Origin of the sequence: Robertmurraya siralis (assembly GCF_005502275.1) — a bacterium.
Lineage (GTDB): Bacteria > Bacillota > Bacilli > Bacillales > Cytobacillaceae > Robertmurraya > Robertmurraya siralis.
Genome location: NZ_SWLZ01000005.1, coordinates 230,278 through 249,229, shown reverse-complemented (window position 1 = coordinate 249,229; position 18,952 = coordinate 230,278). Strand labels below are relative to the sequence as shown.

The 18,952-nt window shown below is 40.8% G+C and carries 18 protein-coding genes; 2 read left to right on the top strand and 16 right to left on the bottom strand.

The genetic code is table 11. The features are described 5' to 3' along the window. Positions 1-47: 47 nt before the first annotated feature. From FCJ93_RS25425 to FCJ93_RS09560, 7 genes are all read right to left on the bottom strand, one after another. Positions 48-458: a c-type cytochrome gene (locus FCJ93_RS25425; protein WP_235879440.1), complete on the bottom strand. Its 411-nt coding sequence runs from the start codon at positions 456-458 to the stop codon at positions 48-50. 187 nt (positions 459-645) lie between these two features. After that, on the bottom strand, positions 646-975 hold the full coding sequence (gene cccB / locus FCJ93_RS09580; protein WP_095311816.1) for a cytochrome c551: 330 nt from the start codon (positions 973-975) through the stop codon (positions 646-648). A gap of 52 nt (positions 976-1,027) precedes the next feature. Beyond that, positions 1,028-1,888, bottom strand: a complete 861-nt coding sequence (locus FCJ93_RS09575) for a YitT family protein (RefSeq protein ID WP_095311818.1) — start codon at positions 1,886-1,888, stop codon at positions 1,028-1,030. Positions 1,889-2,450: 562 nt separating this feature from the next. Further along, positions 2,451-3,555 (bottom strand): peptide chain release factor 2 gene (gene prfB / locus FCJ93_RS09570; RefSeq protein WP_137743571.1). Its coding sequence is split into 2 segments (ribosomal slippage): positions 2,451-3,482 and positions 3,484-3,555, totalling 1,104 coding nucleotides; the frame shifts between segments, so codons are not numbered across the junction. 113 nt (positions 3,556-3,668) lie between these two features. Then, positions 3,669-6,182: a preprotein translocase subunit SecA gene (gene secA, locus FCJ93_RS09565; RefSeq protein ID WP_137743570.1), complete on the bottom strand. Its 2,514-nt coding sequence runs from the start codon at positions 6,180-6,182 to the stop codon at positions 3,669-3,671. 573 nt (positions 6,183-6,755) lie between these two features. After that, positions 6,756-6,920 carry a hypothetical protein gene (locus tag FCJ93_RS24965; protein ID WP_170211274.1) on the bottom strand — a complete coding sequence of 55 codons (165 nt, stop codon included), beginning with the start codon at positions 6,918-6,920 and terminating at the stop codon, positions 6,756-6,758. Between the two features lie 260 nt (positions 6,921-7,180). Beyond that, complete coding sequence (locus FCJ93_RS09560) at positions 7,181-8,287, bottom strand: YecA family protein (protein ID WP_211344103.1); 1,107 nt, start codon at positions 8,285-8,287, stop codon at positions 7,181-7,183. A gap of 232 nt (positions 8,288-8,519) precedes the next feature. Between FCJ93_RS09560 and FCJ93_RS09555 the strand changes: the two genes are divergently transcribed. Further along, on the top strand, positions 8,520-9,491 hold the full coding sequence (locus FCJ93_RS09555) for a BMP family lipoprotein (RefSeq protein WP_137743568.1): 972 nt from the start codon (positions 8,520-8,522) through the stop codon (positions 9,489-9,491). Between the two features lie 12 nt (positions 9,492-9,503). Continuing rightward, entirely contained in the window at positions 9,504-11,165 is a 1,662-nt protein-coding gene (locus tag FCJ93_RS09550; RefSeq protein WP_137743567.1) for a methyl-accepting chemotaxis protein, read from the top strand. A gap of 438 nt (positions 11,166-11,603) precedes the next feature. Here the strand turns inward: FCJ93_RS09550 and FCJ93_RS09545 are convergent, their stop codons facing one another. The 9 genes from FCJ93_RS09545 to flaG form a co-directional block, all read right to left on the bottom strand. Next, positions 11,604-12,134 carry a chromate transporter gene (locus FCJ93_RS09545; protein WP_137743566.1) on the bottom strand — a complete coding sequence of 177 codons (531 nt, stop codon included), beginning with the start codon at positions 12,132-12,134 and terminating at the stop codon, positions 11,604-11,606. Then, positions 12,131-12,700: a chromate transporter gene (locus FCJ93_RS09540; RefSeq protein ID WP_137743565.1), complete on the bottom strand. Its 570-nt coding sequence runs from the start codon at positions 12,698-12,700 to the stop codon at positions 12,131-12,133. The genes FCJ93_RS09545 and FCJ93_RS09540 overlap by 4 nt, the downstream gene beginning before the upstream one ends. A 64-nt stretch (positions 12,701-12,764) precedes the next feature. After that, positions 12,765-14,375 (bottom strand): gamma-glutamyltransferase family protein, encoded by a 1,611-nt coding sequence (locus FCJ93_RS09535; protein WP_137743564.1) that lies wholly within the window; start codon positions 14,373-14,375, stop codon positions 12,765-12,767. A 454-nt stretch (positions 14,376-14,829) separates the two neighbouring features. Beyond that, positions 14,830-15,384 (bottom strand): ribosome hibernation-promoting factor, HPF/YfiA family, encoded by a 555-nt coding sequence (gene hpf / locus FCJ93_RS09530; protein WP_137743563.1) that lies wholly within the window; start codon positions 15,382-15,384, stop codon positions 14,830-14,832. A 298-nt stretch (positions 15,385-15,682) separates the two neighbouring features. Continuing rightward, positions 15,683-15,886: a YjfB family protein gene (locus FCJ93_RS09525; RefSeq protein ID WP_137743562.1), complete on the bottom strand. Its 204-nt coding sequence runs from the start codon at positions 15,884-15,886 to the stop codon at positions 15,683-15,685. A 40-nt stretch (positions 15,887-15,926) separates the two neighbouring features. Then, complete coding sequence (locus FCJ93_RS09520; RefSeq protein ID WP_137743561.1) at positions 15,927-16,274, bottom strand: flagellar protein FliT; 348 nt, start codon at positions 16,272-16,274, stop codon at positions 15,927-15,929. Then, a complete protein-coding gene (gene fliS / locus FCJ93_RS09515; RefSeq protein ID WP_137743560.1) occupies positions 16,274-16,672 on the bottom strand; it encodes a flagellar export chaperone FliS in 399 nt (132 codons plus the stop codon). The genes FCJ93_RS09520 and fliS overlap by 1 nt, the downstream gene beginning before the upstream one ends. 22 nt (positions 16,673-16,694) lie before the next feature. Beyond that, entirely contained in the window at positions 16,695-18,533 is a 1,839-nt protein-coding gene (locus FCJ93_RS09510) for a flagellar hook-associated protein 2 (RefSeq protein WP_137743559.1), read from the bottom strand. 16 nt (positions 18,534-18,549) lie between these two features. Further along, positions 18,550-18,936 (bottom strand): flagellar protein FlaG, encoded by a 387-nt coding sequence (gene flaG, locus FCJ93_RS09505; RefSeq protein WP_137743558.1) that lies wholly within the window; start codon positions 18,934-18,936, stop codon positions 18,550-18,552. Between the last annotated feature and the right edge of the window lie 16 nt (positions 18,937-18,952).

Here is an 18,952-nt window from a genome sequence, read left to right as displayed (position 1 = left end):
TTTTTCTTTGCTTGCTCAAGTCCATCGATATCTTACAGTACCTAACTTTATTTCATATCTGCCAGCCATTCGGCGACCGCTGAAGCTTCTTCACCTTTCAACTGACCTCCCGGCATGATTCCGATTCCATCAAGAATGATTTGCTCAATTTCCTCTTTTGACATTTTGGCACCGATTTGTGTTAACTCAGGACCGACTCCACCAGTTAAATCTCCACCATGACAAGTCGAACATTTTTGAGCGTAAGATTTTTCATAGTCAACGCTGACCACTTCTTCTTCATCGCCTGCTTGCTCATCAGTATCATCATTTTTATTTGTTTCCGTCTTGTTGCTTGTTTCAGTGGTTGTGTTTGTATTGTTACCTCCATCATTTTTTTCACTCTGTAAAGTGAAAAAGACCAAAGCGATTAATACGATTATAAGTGCTGCTAACACTGCCAGATGCTGTTTCTTCAATAACAACTCCCCCTAAATTCTGTGAAAATAGCATGATTTCCTCTTTATATTATAAAAAAGCCACCCATGCTTTAGGGCGTAAATTTGTAGCAATTTAGTGAACTTATTCTTTTCTTATAATTGTTATAATCTGAATCAATCCATAAAAAAACGTTCTGTCTATTAGGAGGCAGAACGTTTTTCATAATTATTTTTTTGCTGCAAGCCAATCGGCAAGCGCATTTGCTTCTTCATCAGAAACATTCTGAGCGGCCATTGAGCCTCTTCCGTTTACAATAACATCCTTAATTTCATCAGCCGATAAATGTCCTCCCGCTGCTGTTAGGTCTGGACCAACTCCACCAGTCAAATCCCCACCGTGACAAGCAACACAGCCTTTTTCATTATAAATTTGCTCTGCATCAACGCTTGCAGTCTCTTTGTCACCTGTATTTTCCTTAGCTTCATCATCTCCGCCGCCACAAGCAGCTAATACTAATGAAGTACCCATCAATAGTGCAAGAAGTTTCTTCTTCAATTGCAACACCCCCCTAGGTAAATAATACATATACGGCATAATTATACCAATTCTAAACTCGTTTGAAACCCTCTCCAAGCACCTCTGCTGCGTCCATTACGACGACAAAGGCTGTCGGATCAATGCTTTTCACCAATTGTTTCAATTTTGTGAACTCTGTCTGATCGACGACACACATTAGGATCGGCCTTTCTTGATCCGTATAACCACCGTATGCTGATAGTTTTGTCACGCCCCTATCAATTTTATTCAAAATTCCTTCACGAACTTCTTGCTGATGATTGGTAATGACCATGACCATCTTCGACCTGCCCCAGCCAATCTGCACTAAATCAATCGTTTTACTCGTAACGTAAAGACCGATCAAGGCATACAAACCTCTTTCAATATCAAAAACAGTCGCTGCCGTTAAGACAATCAGCCCATCAATAATGGCTACACATGTGCCAAGGGAAAGGCCCGTAAATTTATGGATGATCTGTGCAGCTAAGTCGGTTCCACCTGTTGAGCCTTTACCACGAAAAACAATGCCAAGCCCGAACCCGACACCAATTCCGCCAAATAAGGAAGCCAACAAGGGATCGTTCGTCCACGGCTCCAGATCCTTTGATAAGAAGACGATAAATGGCAGAAAGATCGTTCCGATCAACGTCTTTAAACCATACTGCTTTCCTAAAAAAACGACTCCAGCTATAAATAAAGGAATATTAAATGCCCACTGTACATAAGCAGGTTCCCAATTAAAGACTGCATCCGTTATTGTACTTATCCCGCTTACTCCACCTGATGCTACTCGATTGGGAAGCAAAAATAAATTAAAAGAAAGAGCGACTGCCGCAGAACCGATTAAAATATATATGTATTCAAGAGCTTTCTCCCACTTCGGATTGTTTGCATTTGTTCTTTTACGCATTTTTACAGTTTCTCCTTTTGCTTAGGATATCTCAGATGTGAATGGATCATGCTGTCAGTGAGTATATCATGAGGGGAAATTGCTGTAAACGCTATTGTAGTAACGTTTTAATGGGGTAAAACTTATTGATTGAACACTGCTTTTTGATTGAGACAAAAATGCCGATTTCCCGCAACTATGTTGTATCTTGACATTTTTTTAGATATATCGGCGAAATATGAATTTTATCGGCGTTTTCCCGATTATATCGGCGAAAAAACAATTTTATCGGCGTTTTCCTGGTTATATCGGCGAAAAAACAATTTTTTCGGCGTTTTCCCGATTATATCGGCGAAAAAACAATTTTTTCGGCGTTTTCCCGATTATATCGGCGAAAAAACAATTTTTTCGGCATTTTCCCGATTATATCGGCGAAAAAACAATTTTTTCGGCGTTTTCCCGATTATATCGGCGAAAAAACAATTTTTTCGGTCTTTACTTCATTTTATCGATCTTTATCGCTATATATCGGTCTTCCCACTTAAAAACCCTCACGACTTCGTGAGGGTTCAACAAACAAACATTATAAACTTAATTTCGAACGCAAGTAAGCATTAATAAATGGATCTAAGTCCCCGTCCATTACGCCCTGAACATTTCCGCTCTCTGTATTTGTACGGTGATCCTTGACCATGGAGTACGGGTGAAAAACGTAAGAGCGAATTTGGCTGCCCCAGCCGATATCCTTTTGCTCGCCGCGAATTTCGGCAAGCTCCGCTTCCTGCTCTTCAATTTTCTTTTGATAAAGTTTTGCTTGGAGCATTTTCATCGCTGCTTCACGGTTTTTAATTTGCGAGCGTTCATTTTGACATTGAACGACAACACCTGTTGGCAGATGCGTGATCCGAACTGCTGAGTCGGTCGTGTTAATGTGCTGACCACCGGCACCAGTGGCGCGGTACGTATCAATTTTTAAATCCTCTGAACGGATTTCGATTTCAATTTCATCATTCATTTCCGGCATCACTTCACAAGAGACAAAAGAAGTATGACGGCGCCCAGATGAATCGAAAGGAGAAATTCGCACAAGACGGTGAACTCCTTTTTCCGCTTTCAAATAGCCGTAGGCGTTATGACCTTTAATGGCAAGGGTTACACTTTTAATTCCTGCTTCATCACCAGGAAGATAATCCAATGTTTCCACCTTGAAGCCTTTTTTCTCTGCCCAGCGCGTATACATGCGAAGAAGCATTGAGCCCCAGTCCTGAGACTCTGTCCCACCAGCACCTGGATGAAGTTCTAGAATGGCATTGTTTTTATCATATGGCTCACTTAATAAAAGCTGAAGCTCATAAGCGTTCATCCGTTTGACTAGCTCTTGCATTTCCGTGACAAGCTCTTCACGAAGCTCCTCATCGTTTTCCTCTTTCACAAGCTCATACGTAAGCTCTAGATTTTCAAACGTTTCTGTTAAATCGTAAAACTCATGAACCTGATCCTTCAAACCATTTGCCTCACTAATGACTGCTTGGGCACTTTGCTGATCATTCCAAAATTCCGGCTGCAGCATTTCATCCTCAAGTTCGGCAATGCGCGCCTCTTTGTTCTCTAAGTCAAAGAGACCCCCTAAAGTCCGCTAATTTCTTAGCTGTATTTTCCAATTCATGTCGAATATCCGCTAATTCCATTCATGTCACCTCGTATTTTTTTATAAAATCATTCGGCAGAAAAAGAGAGCCGGCTCACCGACCCTCCTTTTTCCGACATTTCCTTATGCCAATTTTGCCACAAACGATCAAAATTAAGACGTTCTTCCGCAGCAATTTTTATATTTTTTGCCGCTGCCACAAATACATGGATCGTTCCGTCCGACGTTAATCGCTTTAACAACTGGCTTTTTCTTCACTTTTTCGCCATCTTCCTTCGGATTAACGGCTTGACCCTTCGCTACTTCTTCACGCTCAAGGTTATTACGGATCTCCGCCTTCATCACATACTTCGCTGCGTCGTCTTCAATAGACATAACCATTTCTTCGAACATAGCAAAGCCTTCTTTATTATATTCACGCAGTGGATCAATTTGACCGTAGGCACGGAGATGAATTCCTTGGCGAAGCTGATCCATTTGATCAATATGATCAATCCATTTTGAATCGACTGCGCGCAGAAGAACAACCTTTTCAAACTCACGCATTTGCCCTTCATCAAGCTGACCTTCTTTTTCATCATAACGCTCTTTCACTTTGGCAAAAATAACGTCAATGATTTCCTCTGTATTCTTGTTGCTGATATCCTCAACTGTTATATCGCCTTCTTGTAAAAGATTTCCGTTTACATAATCAATAATCCCTTGTAGATTCCATGTCTCTTTCTCTTCATCAACTGGTGTAAAAGCCTCCACATGACGAGATAATGAACTTAAAATCATATTTTCTAGGATGTCGCGTAAATTCTCTGACTCAAGTACTTCATTACGCTGCTTGTAAATGATTTCCCGTTGCTGACGAAGAACATCATCATAAGATAACAACTGCTTACGTGCATCAAAGTTGTTTCCTTCTACACGTTTTTGTGCAGATTCAACTGCTTTTGAAACCATTTTACTTTGAATTGGCTGAGAATCGTCCATACCGAGCCTAGACATCATTGCCTTCATGTTATCTGAGCCGAAACGTCTCATCAATTCATCTTCCATCGAAAGGTAGAACTGAGTCACCCCAGGGTCACCTTGACGACCGGAACGACCGCGGAGCTGATTATCAATGCGGCGGCTTTCATGACGTTCCGTACCGATTACCGCTAAGCCACCAAGGTCTATTACCCCTTCGCCAAGCTTGATATCTGTACCACGACCCGCCATATTTGTGGCAATCGTCACAGCGCCCTTTTCACCGGCATTGGCAATAATTTCTGCTTCACGCCCATGATTTTTCGCATTTAATACATTGTGATGAATGCCTTTTTTCGTTAAATACTTTGAGATTAATTCAGAAGTTTCAATCGCGACCGTACCAACTAATACAGGTTGTCCCTTCTTGTTGCGCTCAGCGATATCTTCCACGACAGCTCGGAACTTCCCATCCATTGTTGCATAAATTAAATCTGGACGGTCATCACGAGTAACCGGCTTATTCGTTGGAATGGCAATAACATTCATGTTATAAATGTTACGGAATTCCTCTTCCTCCGTTTTTGCCGTACCGGTCATCCCAGATAACTTCTCATACATGCGGAAATAATTCTGGAACGTGATCGATGCAAGCGTCATGCTTTCATTTTGGATTTCCAAGCCTTCTTTTGCTTCAATCGCTTGGTGCAGTCCATCACTGTAGCGACGCCCTTTCATTAGACGGCCTGTAAATTGGTCAACGATCACAATTTCCCCGTCTTGAACGACATAATCCACGTCTAAATGCATACTGGCATGCGCTTTTAAAGCTTGACCAATATGATGATTAAGTGCCACATGGCGAATATCGAAGAGGTTCTCGATTCCAAACGCTTTCTCCGCTTTGGAAATTCCATCCTCTGTTAATTGAACCCCTTTTGTTTTTTCGTCATACGTATAATCTTCATCCTGTTTCAATGTGCGCACAAAGGCATTCGCTTGAATATATAATGCAGTCGACTTTTGCGCAGAACCAGAAATGATCAATGGCGTTCTCGCTTCATCGATTAAAATGGAGTCAACCTCATCAATAACAGCAAAATTCAATGGACGCTGCACCTTTTGCTCCTTATAAAGGACCATATTGTCGCGAAGGTAATCGAAACCAAGTTCATTATTTGTACTATACGTAATGTCACATGCATACGCTTCTTGCTTTTCTTCTTTCGTAAGCCCATTGGAATTCAGACCAACGGTTAACCCTAAAAATGTATAGAGCTCACCCATCTCAGTGGCATCACGGCTTGCTAAATATTCGTTGACGGTCACAACGTGAACACCTTTTCCGGAAAGAGCGTTTAAGTAAACAGGCATGGTCGCCGTTAATGTTTTACCTTCCCCGGTTTTCATTTCTGCGATATTTCCTTCATGAAGGGCGATACCCCCCATAAGCTGAACCGGATATGGATATAAACCCAGCACACGCTTTGCCGCATCACGGACAACGGCAAATGCCTCCGTTAAGAGCTCGTCTAATGTTTCTCCTTTTTGGTAGCGGGCTTTGAATTCCTCTGTTTTTGCCCGTAGCTGATCATCACTTAAAGCAGCCGTTTCAGAAGCAAGAGCCTCAATTTGCTCACTCATCTTCGTTAACTTCTTTATCTCTCGCTTATTCGGATCAAATACTTTATTTAACATTCCAAGCATCGAAAACGCTCCTTTATTTCATAAAGTAAGGCTCTTCTTTCATGCCCTATTTCAATTAAAAAAAGACTGGCAAAAACCGTTCTTTTCTCAATACTTCCCATCGTCTTATACGTCTTATATTCGTAATTAATATTACCACTTCCACTTTGGGGTGACAACTTTGGTGGGCTTTGAAGGTTCAACGATGTTCATGAAAGAGCTTTACTCATGCTCTCCTACAACTAAAATGGAGAAATCTCAAGCCTTCAAAGGAAACACCGGTCTAAAAATTTAAGTTCGCCCACGTTTTGGTAAAAATTCGCAGTAAAACTTTTGCCAAACACAAAAAACGCTTCTCCCTTCTTTTTTAAAGGAGCTAAGCTACGAATATTCTTTTCAACACTGCCAAACAAACAAAATCCCTCTTCGTAAGAGGGCTAGTTTTTTCGAAGTTTCTTTACTTTTAAATATAGGCTCTGTTACATGTCGGTGTTGATTTTTGGCTCATTTTCTCTCTGACCTTTCAGTTATACTGAAAGGCATGTAAAACTTTGGTTTCACATGTAATAAGCCCAAATCATTTTAACAACCATTCTATTTAAAAAAGCCTAAATATAAAAAAAACTGATATAAACAAAATAGAGTCGTTAATGTGATTAAAGCGCGAAAACCATACTGAGGTGGAATGATAAAATACACAATTGCGATAGCAAGAACAAATATAAGATATCCCAAATAATACCCTTTCTTAAAGGTCATCCAACCCCCTCCTTTGTAAAATTATACCATATAACCCTTCGCAATTTAATAATATGTACAAAAAAACTTTTATTAATGAATAATTATCTAAAACATGATAGAGTACATCTCTTCAGAACAGGGTTACCATCTAGTACTGGCACTATTACCATTGACAGACCTAGGCTTAAAAGGAATGAGGTTACCCAAATGGTTTTCATCTGCTATCACCTCATACTGAGATGTTGAAGAGACCAACCAAAAAGGTCAGTCTCCAGCCATTAAAACGGAATATCCTTATCATCGCTCACTTGATTTTTCTCAAGAACCTCGACGATATCTTCAAAGTACATGCTCCGAAGCTTATTTATTTCCTCCTGTAAATCTTCTTCCAGTTCTTTAATCGCAGCACTTAATGTCGATGAGGAAATCCCGTATTGAAGGGCAACCTCTTTTTTCGTTAATTTGTTTAAAGGGTTGGCGGTCATATTGAGATAGTGAATGGCTGCTGCATAAGTCTCTGCTCTTTTCGTAAGCCGCAAGCCTTGTTCGCAGTATTTGTACCAAAGGATTACTCCGGACGCTACGACGATCATCGGAGCTTCTAGCTTCTCCATTCCCCTTTCATACAATTCAGCTACTTCCTTATGAAATGCAGTCCTCCACTTAAAATCTTTGGAGCCATATTCGATTGCTGCAAATGGCATTTCATTCATGATAAATAGGAACTCATCTGATAGAAACTCAATTGCATTCTCGTATTCTGAAGCTTCAAATCGCTCTATTAAATACTGCTCATCTTTCCCATCCTCTTCTCCTTCCAAATCAAAGATTGTTGGGAACAGAATCCACTCATTCGCAAACGGAACTAAAAATCCAAACACAAAAGAACCCTGTTCCGACTCAGCTGGCTCAAGCAACTTAATTGAAAATGATTCTTTCGTCAACGTATCCTGTACGGTCATATAGTTCTCATCAATGGAAAGCAATTTTCCTGCAATTGGACGCGGCTCTGTCCATGATTGTAAAATTTCCTTTACTTTTGACCGCTGAATCATTTTACTTTTTTCGTTAATAAAGCGCTGTAAAATCGTGCCACCGTTATCGACATGTTCAAATAATGCAAACCAGACCAAATGGACAAAAAGGTAATGCTCCATTTCCTCCTCATCTTCGATCATTAATTCGTCGGACACACTATCAAAATCTTGGTCAATTTCCAGCTCATACTCACGGGTTGCATATTGAATCAATTGAACCTGAAGATCCATCACCTCTTTTTCTATAATGGAAGTAATCGAAACGGTCTTCTGCAGCCCGCAGCATTTTTTATATTTCTTCCCACTTCCGCAAGGACAAGGTTCATTACGGCTCACCTTCGTATTCATTTGCTTCTCCTCTTTCCTATATCCTACTATTCTAGTAATAAGTGTAAACATTTTTTCCCAAAAATAAAACAATGTGATCGGCAAAAAATAGTTCTTTCTATATTATGTTGATGAATTATTAACTTCATGTAAAAGTTATTCTCATTATAACATTTTTCGACAAAATCCCCTAAAACCTATCCGAGTCTCTCCGATATTAGTAGGGTGATTACTACAATGGAGGGATTTCAACATGAAAAAAATTGCTGTAGTGTTACTGCTCGCCTCTTTCATCATTGCAGGTTGTTCGAACACAGAGACGACGAAAAAGGACACAGAATATAGAATTGGGATACTCCTTTCAGATGCCGGCCTTGGTGACGAATCGTTCAACGATTCTGCATTCCGCGGCTTAGAAAATGCCCGTGACGAATTCGGAATGATTTTTGATTATCGTGAGGCAACAGACGGAGATCCTGAGGGTGCTCTGACCGAGCTCGTTGAGGAAAACCATGACATCGTTATTGCACTGGGTTTCTCTGCAAAGGATGCTCTTGAAAATGTTGCAGCAAAGTACCCAGAGCAACAATTTTTATTGATAGATGAAGTATCGGACATGGATAACATCATTTCCATCACCTTCAAGGAACAGGAAGGAAGCTTCCTTGTCGGCATGATCGCAGCGATGACCAGTAAAACCAATAAGATAGGCTTCATCGGCGGTGTCGACGTCCCCCTTATTCACCACTTCAGAGCGGGTTTTATTCAAGGTGTTAAATATGTAAAACCGGATGCCGAAGTGTTCGTCGATTTTGCCGGCACATTTGATGATCCAGAACTTGGTCGAACTTTAGCACTTGCTCAAATCGAGAAAGGCGCTGATTTTATTTATCACGCTGCCGGGTTTACCGGATACGGTTCCCTTCAAGCTGCTGAGGAAAACAATATTTATGCAGCAGGAGTGGATATCGATCAATTTTTTGTTGCAGAAAAAGCCGTTGTTACATCGATGATCAAAAAAGTCGATCAAGCGGTTTATGATATTGCCAAAACATTGCATGAAAATGGAAAAATTGAGGCTTCCTCTTTCCAACTCGGGTTAGCTGAGGATGGAGTCGGTCTGGCAGAAATTCGCTTAAAATCACTGACACCAGAAGAACAACAACTGCTTGAAGATGTAACGAATAAAATTACTTCAGGGGAAATAACCGTTGAAGCGGAGTAAAGGAGATAGACTATGAGACTGAGAGAACGTTTACTAACTATCGCTATCATTCCTTTAATTTTAGCGGTAATTGTCATTTCAACGATGATTGTTCAATTAATCAATATCCAAAGCTCTGGAGAAAATGATGTGCAGATCCTCCTAGAGGTAGAGCAATTAAACGGAGAACTGGCCGCTGTTAGGCAATCCCTCTCCAATTACACATACAATGCATCCGAAGCGAATAAAACAGAAGCTTTAAATACATTTGAAAAGATTCACACTCGCTTTGAAGATCTAGAAGCGAAAATGACGGAGGCAAAACAGCTACAAATTTTAGCAAAAGCGAAGGAGAAGTTCGAAGCGCTTTCAACAGAGTCAAACGAAGCATTCGAGCAAAATGATGTTCCAACTGTAAAAAGACAATCTCTTCGAACATCTGGAATTTTAAATGATATTTATCTCCTTGATAGGTTGACGGATGAATGGTACCAAGAAATGCTGCAACAGACTGAAAAGAAAATAAATTATGTCGTGATATTTTCCAGCATAAGTATAGTGGTTATGATTCTATTATCGGTCGCTGCTTCATGGTTGGTGGCGAGAAGAATCACGAAACCGTTGAATAGTGTCGTTCAAGTGGCCAACCAAATTGCAGCAGGGGATTTAAGCAATCAAATTGAATTATCGGACAAAAACGCAAACAGCAAGTTTGAGATCGAACAATTGAATTTCGCTTTCGCCTCTATGATTAATCATTTGCGCGGAACTGTTCAATCGATTGATCAAATCGGAGATGAAGTAACTACCTTCACGAGGGATGTTTCCGAGCAAATGAGAAAACTGCAAGAGGTGAGCACCCAGGTTGCTGCTTCCACAGAGGAATTGGCAAAAGGAAGTGAATCAATTTCTGAGGATATTCAATCCACTGCTTCACTGATGACCAGCATGAGCCAAGATTTTCTCCATGTTCAGGATGAGAGCAGACTTGCATCCGAAGCGAGTTTGAGCGCCTTTCAATCGGTCCAACAAGGGCGTGAATCGCTCGAAAAACAAGGGGAAATCGCCCAGCGTCTGTCTCTTTCAACAGAGGAGATTGCCTGCTCGGTTCAAGATTTTACTCAATTTACTGATGAGATCAATACCGCTGCCCAATCCGTACGGGAAATTGCCGAACAGACGAATTTACTTGCCCTTAACGCAGCAATTGAAGCTGCAAGAGCAGGCGAAGCGGGTAAAGGTTTTGCAGTCGTCGCTGATGAGGTTCGCAAACTTGCCGATGATTCAACAAAAGCAACCCATTTAATTACAACTATGGTATCAAATATCATGGACGGTCTGCAAAGCATTGTAAAAGCAACCGACCTTGGCCATGAATTATCAACGCAGCAGAATCAAGCGAAGGTAGAGACAGAGCACGCCTTTGAAACCATTGCGACAGACGTAACCTCCATTCAAGAAAAACTTGAAGAGCTTGTCCGCAGCATAGAAAGATCGAATAAGATGAGCAATCAAGTAACGGGATCAGTGGAAAACATCTCTGCTATTACCGAAGAAACAGCTGCAGGAACGGAGGAAATTTCCGCTTCAACCGAGGATCAGCTTCAAGCCTTCGAACAAGTCAGCCAAATGGTCGCAAAGCTCAGAGGAATGACCGAAACCATGCAAGAGGAATTAAGCAAGTTTAAATTGTAAAAAAAATTGTAAGCAACCGCATTCTTTAACTGAATGCGGTTTTTACCGTTTATATGTTTTTTCCAAGGTTAACTTAGGCCGATGAAGACTTAAGTAGCGCGAATGGCGGCTGTTATCTGCCCGCTGCAATAATAATAGATGCCGCCATTACATGTGCATTTGTTTCAGAAACTGACACACTCACACTCAAGCAATGACGAAATTTTGCGTTTAAAAAAGCTCCGTAACTCTATACAGGCGCATCCTCACTTGTTACTGGCGCAATTATCGCCAAAACTGGCACTCTCTCATCCGAAGCTCACACATTCACTCCGAAGCAAGCGCAATAAGCTCCGCCATTCAAAACAGCGCCCTTAAGAGCGCTGCGTTTCTCACCAGTTCCGGAAATTTTAAGAAGAATAGCCATAAATGGGAGCAATTCACCAACGTATGCGGAGCCTAACCGATTACTAAGGCTCCGTAAACAAGTGCCCCTGCGATTACATAGGCAGGATGCACCTTCATTTTTTCCATTAAGACAAAGCTCAAGCCGCCGATAAAGAGCGTTTGCCCAATACCAATTCCTTCATAGGATGAGAAAAAGAAATCATACGTCATAATCCCAAGCAATACCGCAATGACTGGTCGAATATAAATGGTCATCCATTTTACTTTTGGTGATTCCTTATACTTCATTAATAAGCCTAGAAATGCAATCATGAGGATGAGCGAGGGACCAACTGTAGCAAAAACGGCCACAATGGAGCCGAGAATTCCTCCTTGCTGATAGCCAATATAACCGGCCATTTTCGTGGCGATAGGACCGGGCAACGCATTTCCCAGTGCGAGCATTTCACTAAATTCATTAACGGTAAACCAACCGTAACGATCGACCACTTCATTTTCAATTAACGGGATTGAAGACGGGCCACCACCGTATCCAAGAATCCCTGGAATGAAGAAAGCTAAAAAGATCTGCCAATAAATCACGCTCCCTCTGCCTCCTTCTTTTCCTTACTTGATGAATCCTTTTTCCATAACGCAGCCACTAATAAAAGAACAATAATAATAGCCGGATGAATATGTAAAAATTCCAACACAATAACACTCGCAATAATAAATATAATAGCCCACTTCATGCCAAGCTTTGAATTCGTCGATTTTTTCACAAAATCCCAAGTTAATGTGCCAAGCATCACCATGACGACGGGAACAACGGCTACAGACATCCCGTGCACCCAAGGCTCGTCCTTGTATGCATTTAAGACCGTTAACAGAAGGATCATGAGAATAATCGTCGGAACAATAGAGGCAAGAATAGCATTCAACATTCCTATTATTCCACCAACACGATAGCCAATATAACCCGCCATTTTTGTATTAATTGGCCCTGGAAGCGCATTAGCGAGGGCGAGGATATCTCCGAATTCATCTGAATCCATCCATTTAAAATTATCGACTACCTCTTTATGTACAAGCGGGATTGCTGATGGACCGCCACCGTAACCTAAAATCCCCGAGCGAAAAAAAGCGATAAAAATGTGTAGTTGCTTCATTATTTTCAATGTCTCCCTTTTGATGGCTTGCGGCCTTCTCGTGGCCACAAGCCTTCTTACCATTTTACCACGCGGCAATCGATCCGTCTGTCCTCGATTCCGTTCCCCCCATTAACACACCAGTGTCCGGATCGCGCCAAATGATTTGACCACGACCAAATCCACCTGTATCAACAGTTGCTTCAATTTGATGACCCTTCCGTATAAGTGCTTGCGCAATATGATTCGGAAACTGCGGCTCAACTTGAATCCTTTTATCCCCTATCCACTGCCAACGTGGTGCGTCCAAAGCAGCCTGCGGGTTCAACCCAAAATCAATGGTATTCATTATGACCTGCATATGACCTTGAGGCTGCATATATCCTCCCATTACTCCGAAAGGACCAACAGCCTGATAACCTTTTGTCAAAAAGCCTGGAATAATGGTATGATAGGTTTTCTTTCCTGGCTTTAATGCATTAGGGTGCTCCGGATCAAGCGAGAAATCATGGCCCCGATTTTGCAAGGAAATTCCTGTACCAGGAACGACTAGGCCAGAACCAAAGCCCATATAATTGCTTTGAATGAAAGAAACCATATTTCCCTCACCATCAGCAGTCGCCAAATAAACGGTGCCTCCACGAGGCGGTTGATATGGAGTCGGATCAAGTGCCTGTTCAGCTATTTCCATTCTTCGTGATTTCCCATAGCCATCTGACAACAGCTCTTCAACCGTTATAGGCATATCCCTTGAATCAGTAATAAATGCTTTGCCATCTGTATAGGCAAGCTTCATTGCCTCAATCTGTTTATGATACGTATTAACTGTATCCTTCTCATTAAATTCAAACCCTTTGGCAATATTTAATGCTAAAAGAGCGACCAAGCCCTGACCATTAGGCGGAATTTCCCACACATCATAGCCACGGTAATTTACCTTAATAGGCTGCACCCATTCAGCCTTATACTCGGCGAAATCCTCCTCAGCGAGAAAACCATTGTATTTTTTCGAAAACTGAACCATTTTCTCAGCCAATTCACCGCGATAAAAGCTTTCCCCGTTCGTTTCAGCAATCGAACGAAGCGTTGATGCATGACCGGCCGATCTCCAGATCTCCCCGATTTTAGGTGCTCTCCCATCTGGAGCAAAAGTTTCAAACCAATGCTGGAATTCCTCATCCGTTAGTTTTTGCTTATAATTACGATAAGCAAGCTCCCAATATTTTCCGAGTATCGGTGTTAGCGGATAACCGTTTTCCGCATAATCAATTGCAGGTGCTAACACCTCTTGAAGAGACAGCTTGCCAAAACGCAGTGATAATTCGGCCCAAGCGGATGGAGCGCCTGGCACAGTAACCGGAACTAAACCATGGGTCGGCATTTTTTCAAAGCCTCTCTCCTTGACAGCTTCAATGCTAATTGATTGCGGCGAAGGTCCGCTACCGTTTAACCCATGCAGCTTCCCTTTCATCCATACAAGCGCAAACGCATCGCTGCCAATTCCATTCGATGTCGGCTCCACAACGGTCAATGTCGCTGCCGTAGCAATCGCCGCATCGATCGCATTCCCACCTTTTTTCAGTATATCAAGGCCTGCTTGTGCCGCTAGCGGCTGCGAGGTTGCGACCATACCTCTATTTGCTAATACAGCCGTTCGCTGCGATTGATATGGGTAATTTAAAAAATCAAACTTCATATGTATGTCCCCCTTTATCGTAGACCCTATTTTCAGAATATGACGCAAATTGTTTCGAAATGCGTATTATCCAGCCAAAATTGGTGACGAGAGTCTTTTTCTTATTTTGAAAAATACGAAAAAACCGTACATAAGCTATACGCAAACGTTCACTTTGCTTATGCATGTTCAATGCCTGTATCCTTCGCAGGCTTTACATGAGCCAGAAGTTAACAGTCAGCATTTTTAAATTCCGAAAGACGAAAGATTCGTATACTCGTATTGTAATAGACAAGTGGAAAATTCACAATTTTTGTTTTTTTGAGAAAGCCATTCACATTTTTTTACGAGGCACAGTTCTAATCAAAAAAACATAGTCATGAATTACGCGGGTTTGCGAGATCATTGTGCATCTGAAACCACTCTAAAAAACCGCATTCCATCTATTTTGGAATGCGGTTCGAACAACGAATCATTATTGGGCTTCAATTAAACCGTAACGGCCGTCCTTACGCTTGTACACTACATTCGTAAGGTTTGTTTCCGCGTTGGTAAAAACGTAGAAATTATGACCTAGCATATTCATTTGCAGAATAGCTTCTTCGCTATCCATTGGTTTCAAATCGAAGCTTTTTTGGCGAACAACCTCTAATTCTTCCTGCTCTTCTTCTGCTGCAGGTGCATCCGGCTCTTCAAAGCTTGCAAACAGTGTATTGACACCGCCTTTTTCACGGAATTTGCGATTTACTTTTGTTTTATGTTTGCGAATTTGGCGTTCTAATTTATCTGTGATTAAATCAATCGCCGCATACATATCATCATGAATTTCCTCTGCACGTAACACAAGGCTTTGCATCGGAATCGTTACTTCTACTTTAGACTTCTTGTCATTGTAGGTCTTTAAGTTAACATGGACATTTGCTTCAGGAGTTTCAGTAAAATATCTTTCGAGTTTAGCAATTTTCTTTTCAACATACTCTCTAATTGCTGGAGTTACCTCAATGTTTTCTCCACGTACGTTAAAATTCATAAGTGAACTCCTCCTTTTTGATTATCCTTCACCTATCAATCCTTTTGCGCCCCGGTCACCGTCACGGCTCAGACGACAAAAGATGTGATATATAGCCCTTTAAAAAAGACTATATATTATATTTCTATTTTAACCCAAGAAACTCCTGCTAAAACAGTGAAAAAGGTTTAAAAAGTTTGTCGAAATGGTGAAGGAGAGAAATGCATGCCCTATTCCTTGCTTTGTCTGTGACCGCAAAGATACGCCGTGAAATAAAGAACTGCAACTCAAAAAACGACCCTTTGCAGGGCCGCTTTGTTTAACCTTTTATATCAATATTCCCACCAAGATGGGGCTGAGCAGCATGTTGAAGTGCTTGTACATCGACGCTGTCCATCATTTGATTAATAAAATCCGTTGCATTTCCTTCTGCCATATCCATCGTTTTTTTCAAAAGGGCGATCGATGCCTGTTGGCTTGCTTGCCCTTGGCTTAAAGCCATTGATAATCGTGCGACGTCCATTTGGAACCTCCGATTTCACCATGATTCTAACGGTGTACTGTTATTTTTTCTTATCAAGAAACATACCATCTACAGATAAATTATCATATAGATTTGCGTACTGTTCGTTTTTTTGTTTCTTTAATTGGAGTGTTTTTATATCCTGCTTTATCATGTTCTTTCTTTGCTCCATTAAAGCCTGGATTTCGTGCTCTTGACGCGCTAACTCCAGCTTTGTTTCCTCATTCAGATGAGAAAGATCGGATAGTTGGTTTAAGAAACCTTGCCTTTTCTCAAGTAATTCATCGATTTTTTCAATCTGTTCTTCCCGCTGTTCAATTAAAAACTCGCCTTCAAGCAAATTCTTCAATTCCTTTGAGACAATCATGAATTGGTCAAGTTCTCTCATTACGCTTGGCCACTTTCAGCATATTGTTTTCTTGTTGATTGAATAACTTCCTTCCACATATCACGGAACTCCATTACAAAGCTCTCAACTTCTTCAAGGATTTGTGTATCATTCTTCAAATTGGCCTCAACAAGTCTCCTATGCAAATAATCATACATTTGCATTAGATTATGGGACACTTCAACATCCATATTTAGTGTTACCATTAGCTCTTGCACGATGTTTTGAGCTTTAAGCAAATTTTCGTTTCGCTGCTCAACTTGATTATCTTCGATCGCCTTTTTTGCCAGTTTAATAAACTTTAAACAGCCGTTATATAGAAGCAATGTTAATTCTCCAGGTGATGCCGTATTAACTGAATTTTGTTTATACGCTTGATGCGGTTGATTCATTGCCATTTCCTTATCACCTTCTATCAACTTATTGTTGTTGTGCTCCCATGCCTAAATAAGAAAGTAACATATTTGATTGGTTATTTAGGTTCTGCATCGCCTTTTCCATCGCATTAAATTGGCTCCAATAGCGATTTTCCACCATTTTCAAGCGGTTTTCAAGTCGGGAAATATCATCTTTTACTCTTCCTAACTGTTTACCTAATGTATAATTATCCTCTGTTTTAAAAGCATTTCCCGCACGCTCTTCAATCTTTTTCACGGTGTTTGAAAGCGTATCACGAACACGTCTTGCTAAACCTTGCTCAGCATAAGTTGGACCGTCTGCCATAAACAACTGGAAAATTGCCTCCGGATCTTCCTCAATAGCTTTTTTCAGCTTTTCTTCATTTATTTCAAGCTTTCCGCGAGCCATATAATCTTTCGTTGTCGTAATACCAATCTCTGCCAATTGATTAAACTTCGGATCGGCTAAAGTAACCTCGTTAGCTGTTACCTCTGTATATAAATTGTTTCGCAACGTAGTCATTGCAGTATCCAAAATTTGATCCCTGCGCAGCAAACCGCTTTTCGCTTTTTCTTCCCACTGCTCAACCTCTCTATCTGACATGGCCATTTTTTGCTCTTGTGTAAGAGGTGTAAAGGTAGAAAACTTTTGTTCAGTCAATTTCCCATTTACTTTATCAAGCAGCTCGTTGTACTTATTGACAAAATCTTTAATCGTCGTCATGATTGCATCAGTGTCAGTGCCGACTGTTATGGAAGTAGATTGGCCTGCTACCGAATTATTATGCAGCGTAAATGTGACACCGTTCATCGTAAATGTATTGGAAGCACGTTCAGTTTCTAATCCATTAACAGTGAATTTAGCATTTGTTCCAGATTGCTCCTCGGTTAAATGCAATGATTGTGTAAAAAAGTCTGCTGAAGCCCCTGTAAAATTTATGGACTTGCCTTCACTATTTGTAAGATTACCTGTATCTTTTCGCTGTGCAACGATTTGATCTGTATGACTATCATAGAACATGTTAACGCCCACGTTAGAGCTATTGATTTGGCTCAGCATGCTATCTAATGATAATGTACCAGCGATTTTGAAATCATTTTTTCTTTTGTTCGTAGAGCCGTCTTCTTTATAGGTTTCAATATTGAATTCTAAGTAGTTATGATTAAATTTTAAAGAAAAACTGCTGTCGCCTTCAAGCTTCGTTCCAAATGACATACTTCCAGTATTTTCATCAATGTAAACCGTGTTCGCATCCTTCGTTTCCGGTATGCTTCCCACTACTACGTCAAACTCCTGCACTTCCCCATCAGCATTCGTAACTTCTAATTTTCCATTGGCATTGAGATTTAATACTTCAGAAACAGCACCTTTTGGAAGTTGAAAATTTGTGGCACCTTTTTCAGGCACTTTAAAGCTACTTGTTACCTCTTCCTGCTTCCAAGTAAATCCTTCTAGCTTATCTCTTTGCGACCATAAGCTTTTAGTAGAATCAATTTTCTCACCTTTACTAATAGCCGCTGTACTTTGCATTCTAGCTGCCGTTGCGATCGTCACATTTTCAATCTTGTAAGAGATCGTTCCAGCATTAGGAGCTGCCTTTGCGGTAACAACATCTGAATTGGAGCTAACCGCTGTTCTTGTTAGCATATTCGCTTGTCTATAAATTCCATCAAAGATAAAATTGCTAAATTCGTCTAACAATTTATTCATCTCACGATAGCTATCACGCTGCCATTCAATGATTTGCTTTTTTTGATTTAATTTATCAAGCGGTATTCTTTGAGCCTGCATGAGTGAATCAACGATGGATTGAGTATCCATTCCACTAGCAATCCCTGAAAATCTAATTGTACTTACCATGATTTTGCCCTCCTATTTACAGCTTTTTGTCTATAAACAGACCTAGATATTCTGTCATTTTCGCATACATATCCAATATTTCTTTATCCGGGATTTCTCGCACTACTTCCTTCGTCTCTTTATCAATGACTTCTACATAATAGCGATCCAATTCCTCATGGAGTTTGAAGACGACCGAAGTGAATTTCGGTTGTAAAAATTCATTCATCCCTTTTACGATATGTTCTACCTCTTCTTTTGAAAGCTTGCCATTATGCTCTTCTTTTATTTTGTCCTGATGTCTGTCGTGATGTTGTTCTGATTGTCTTACTCGCCCTGTTCGGTTAGTTGGTATCTCCTTTAAACCAGCAGAAGCTGTAAGAGAAGATGAATTCGCAGTAAGGGAAACTCCTCCAATATTCATAAGAACAACTCCTCAT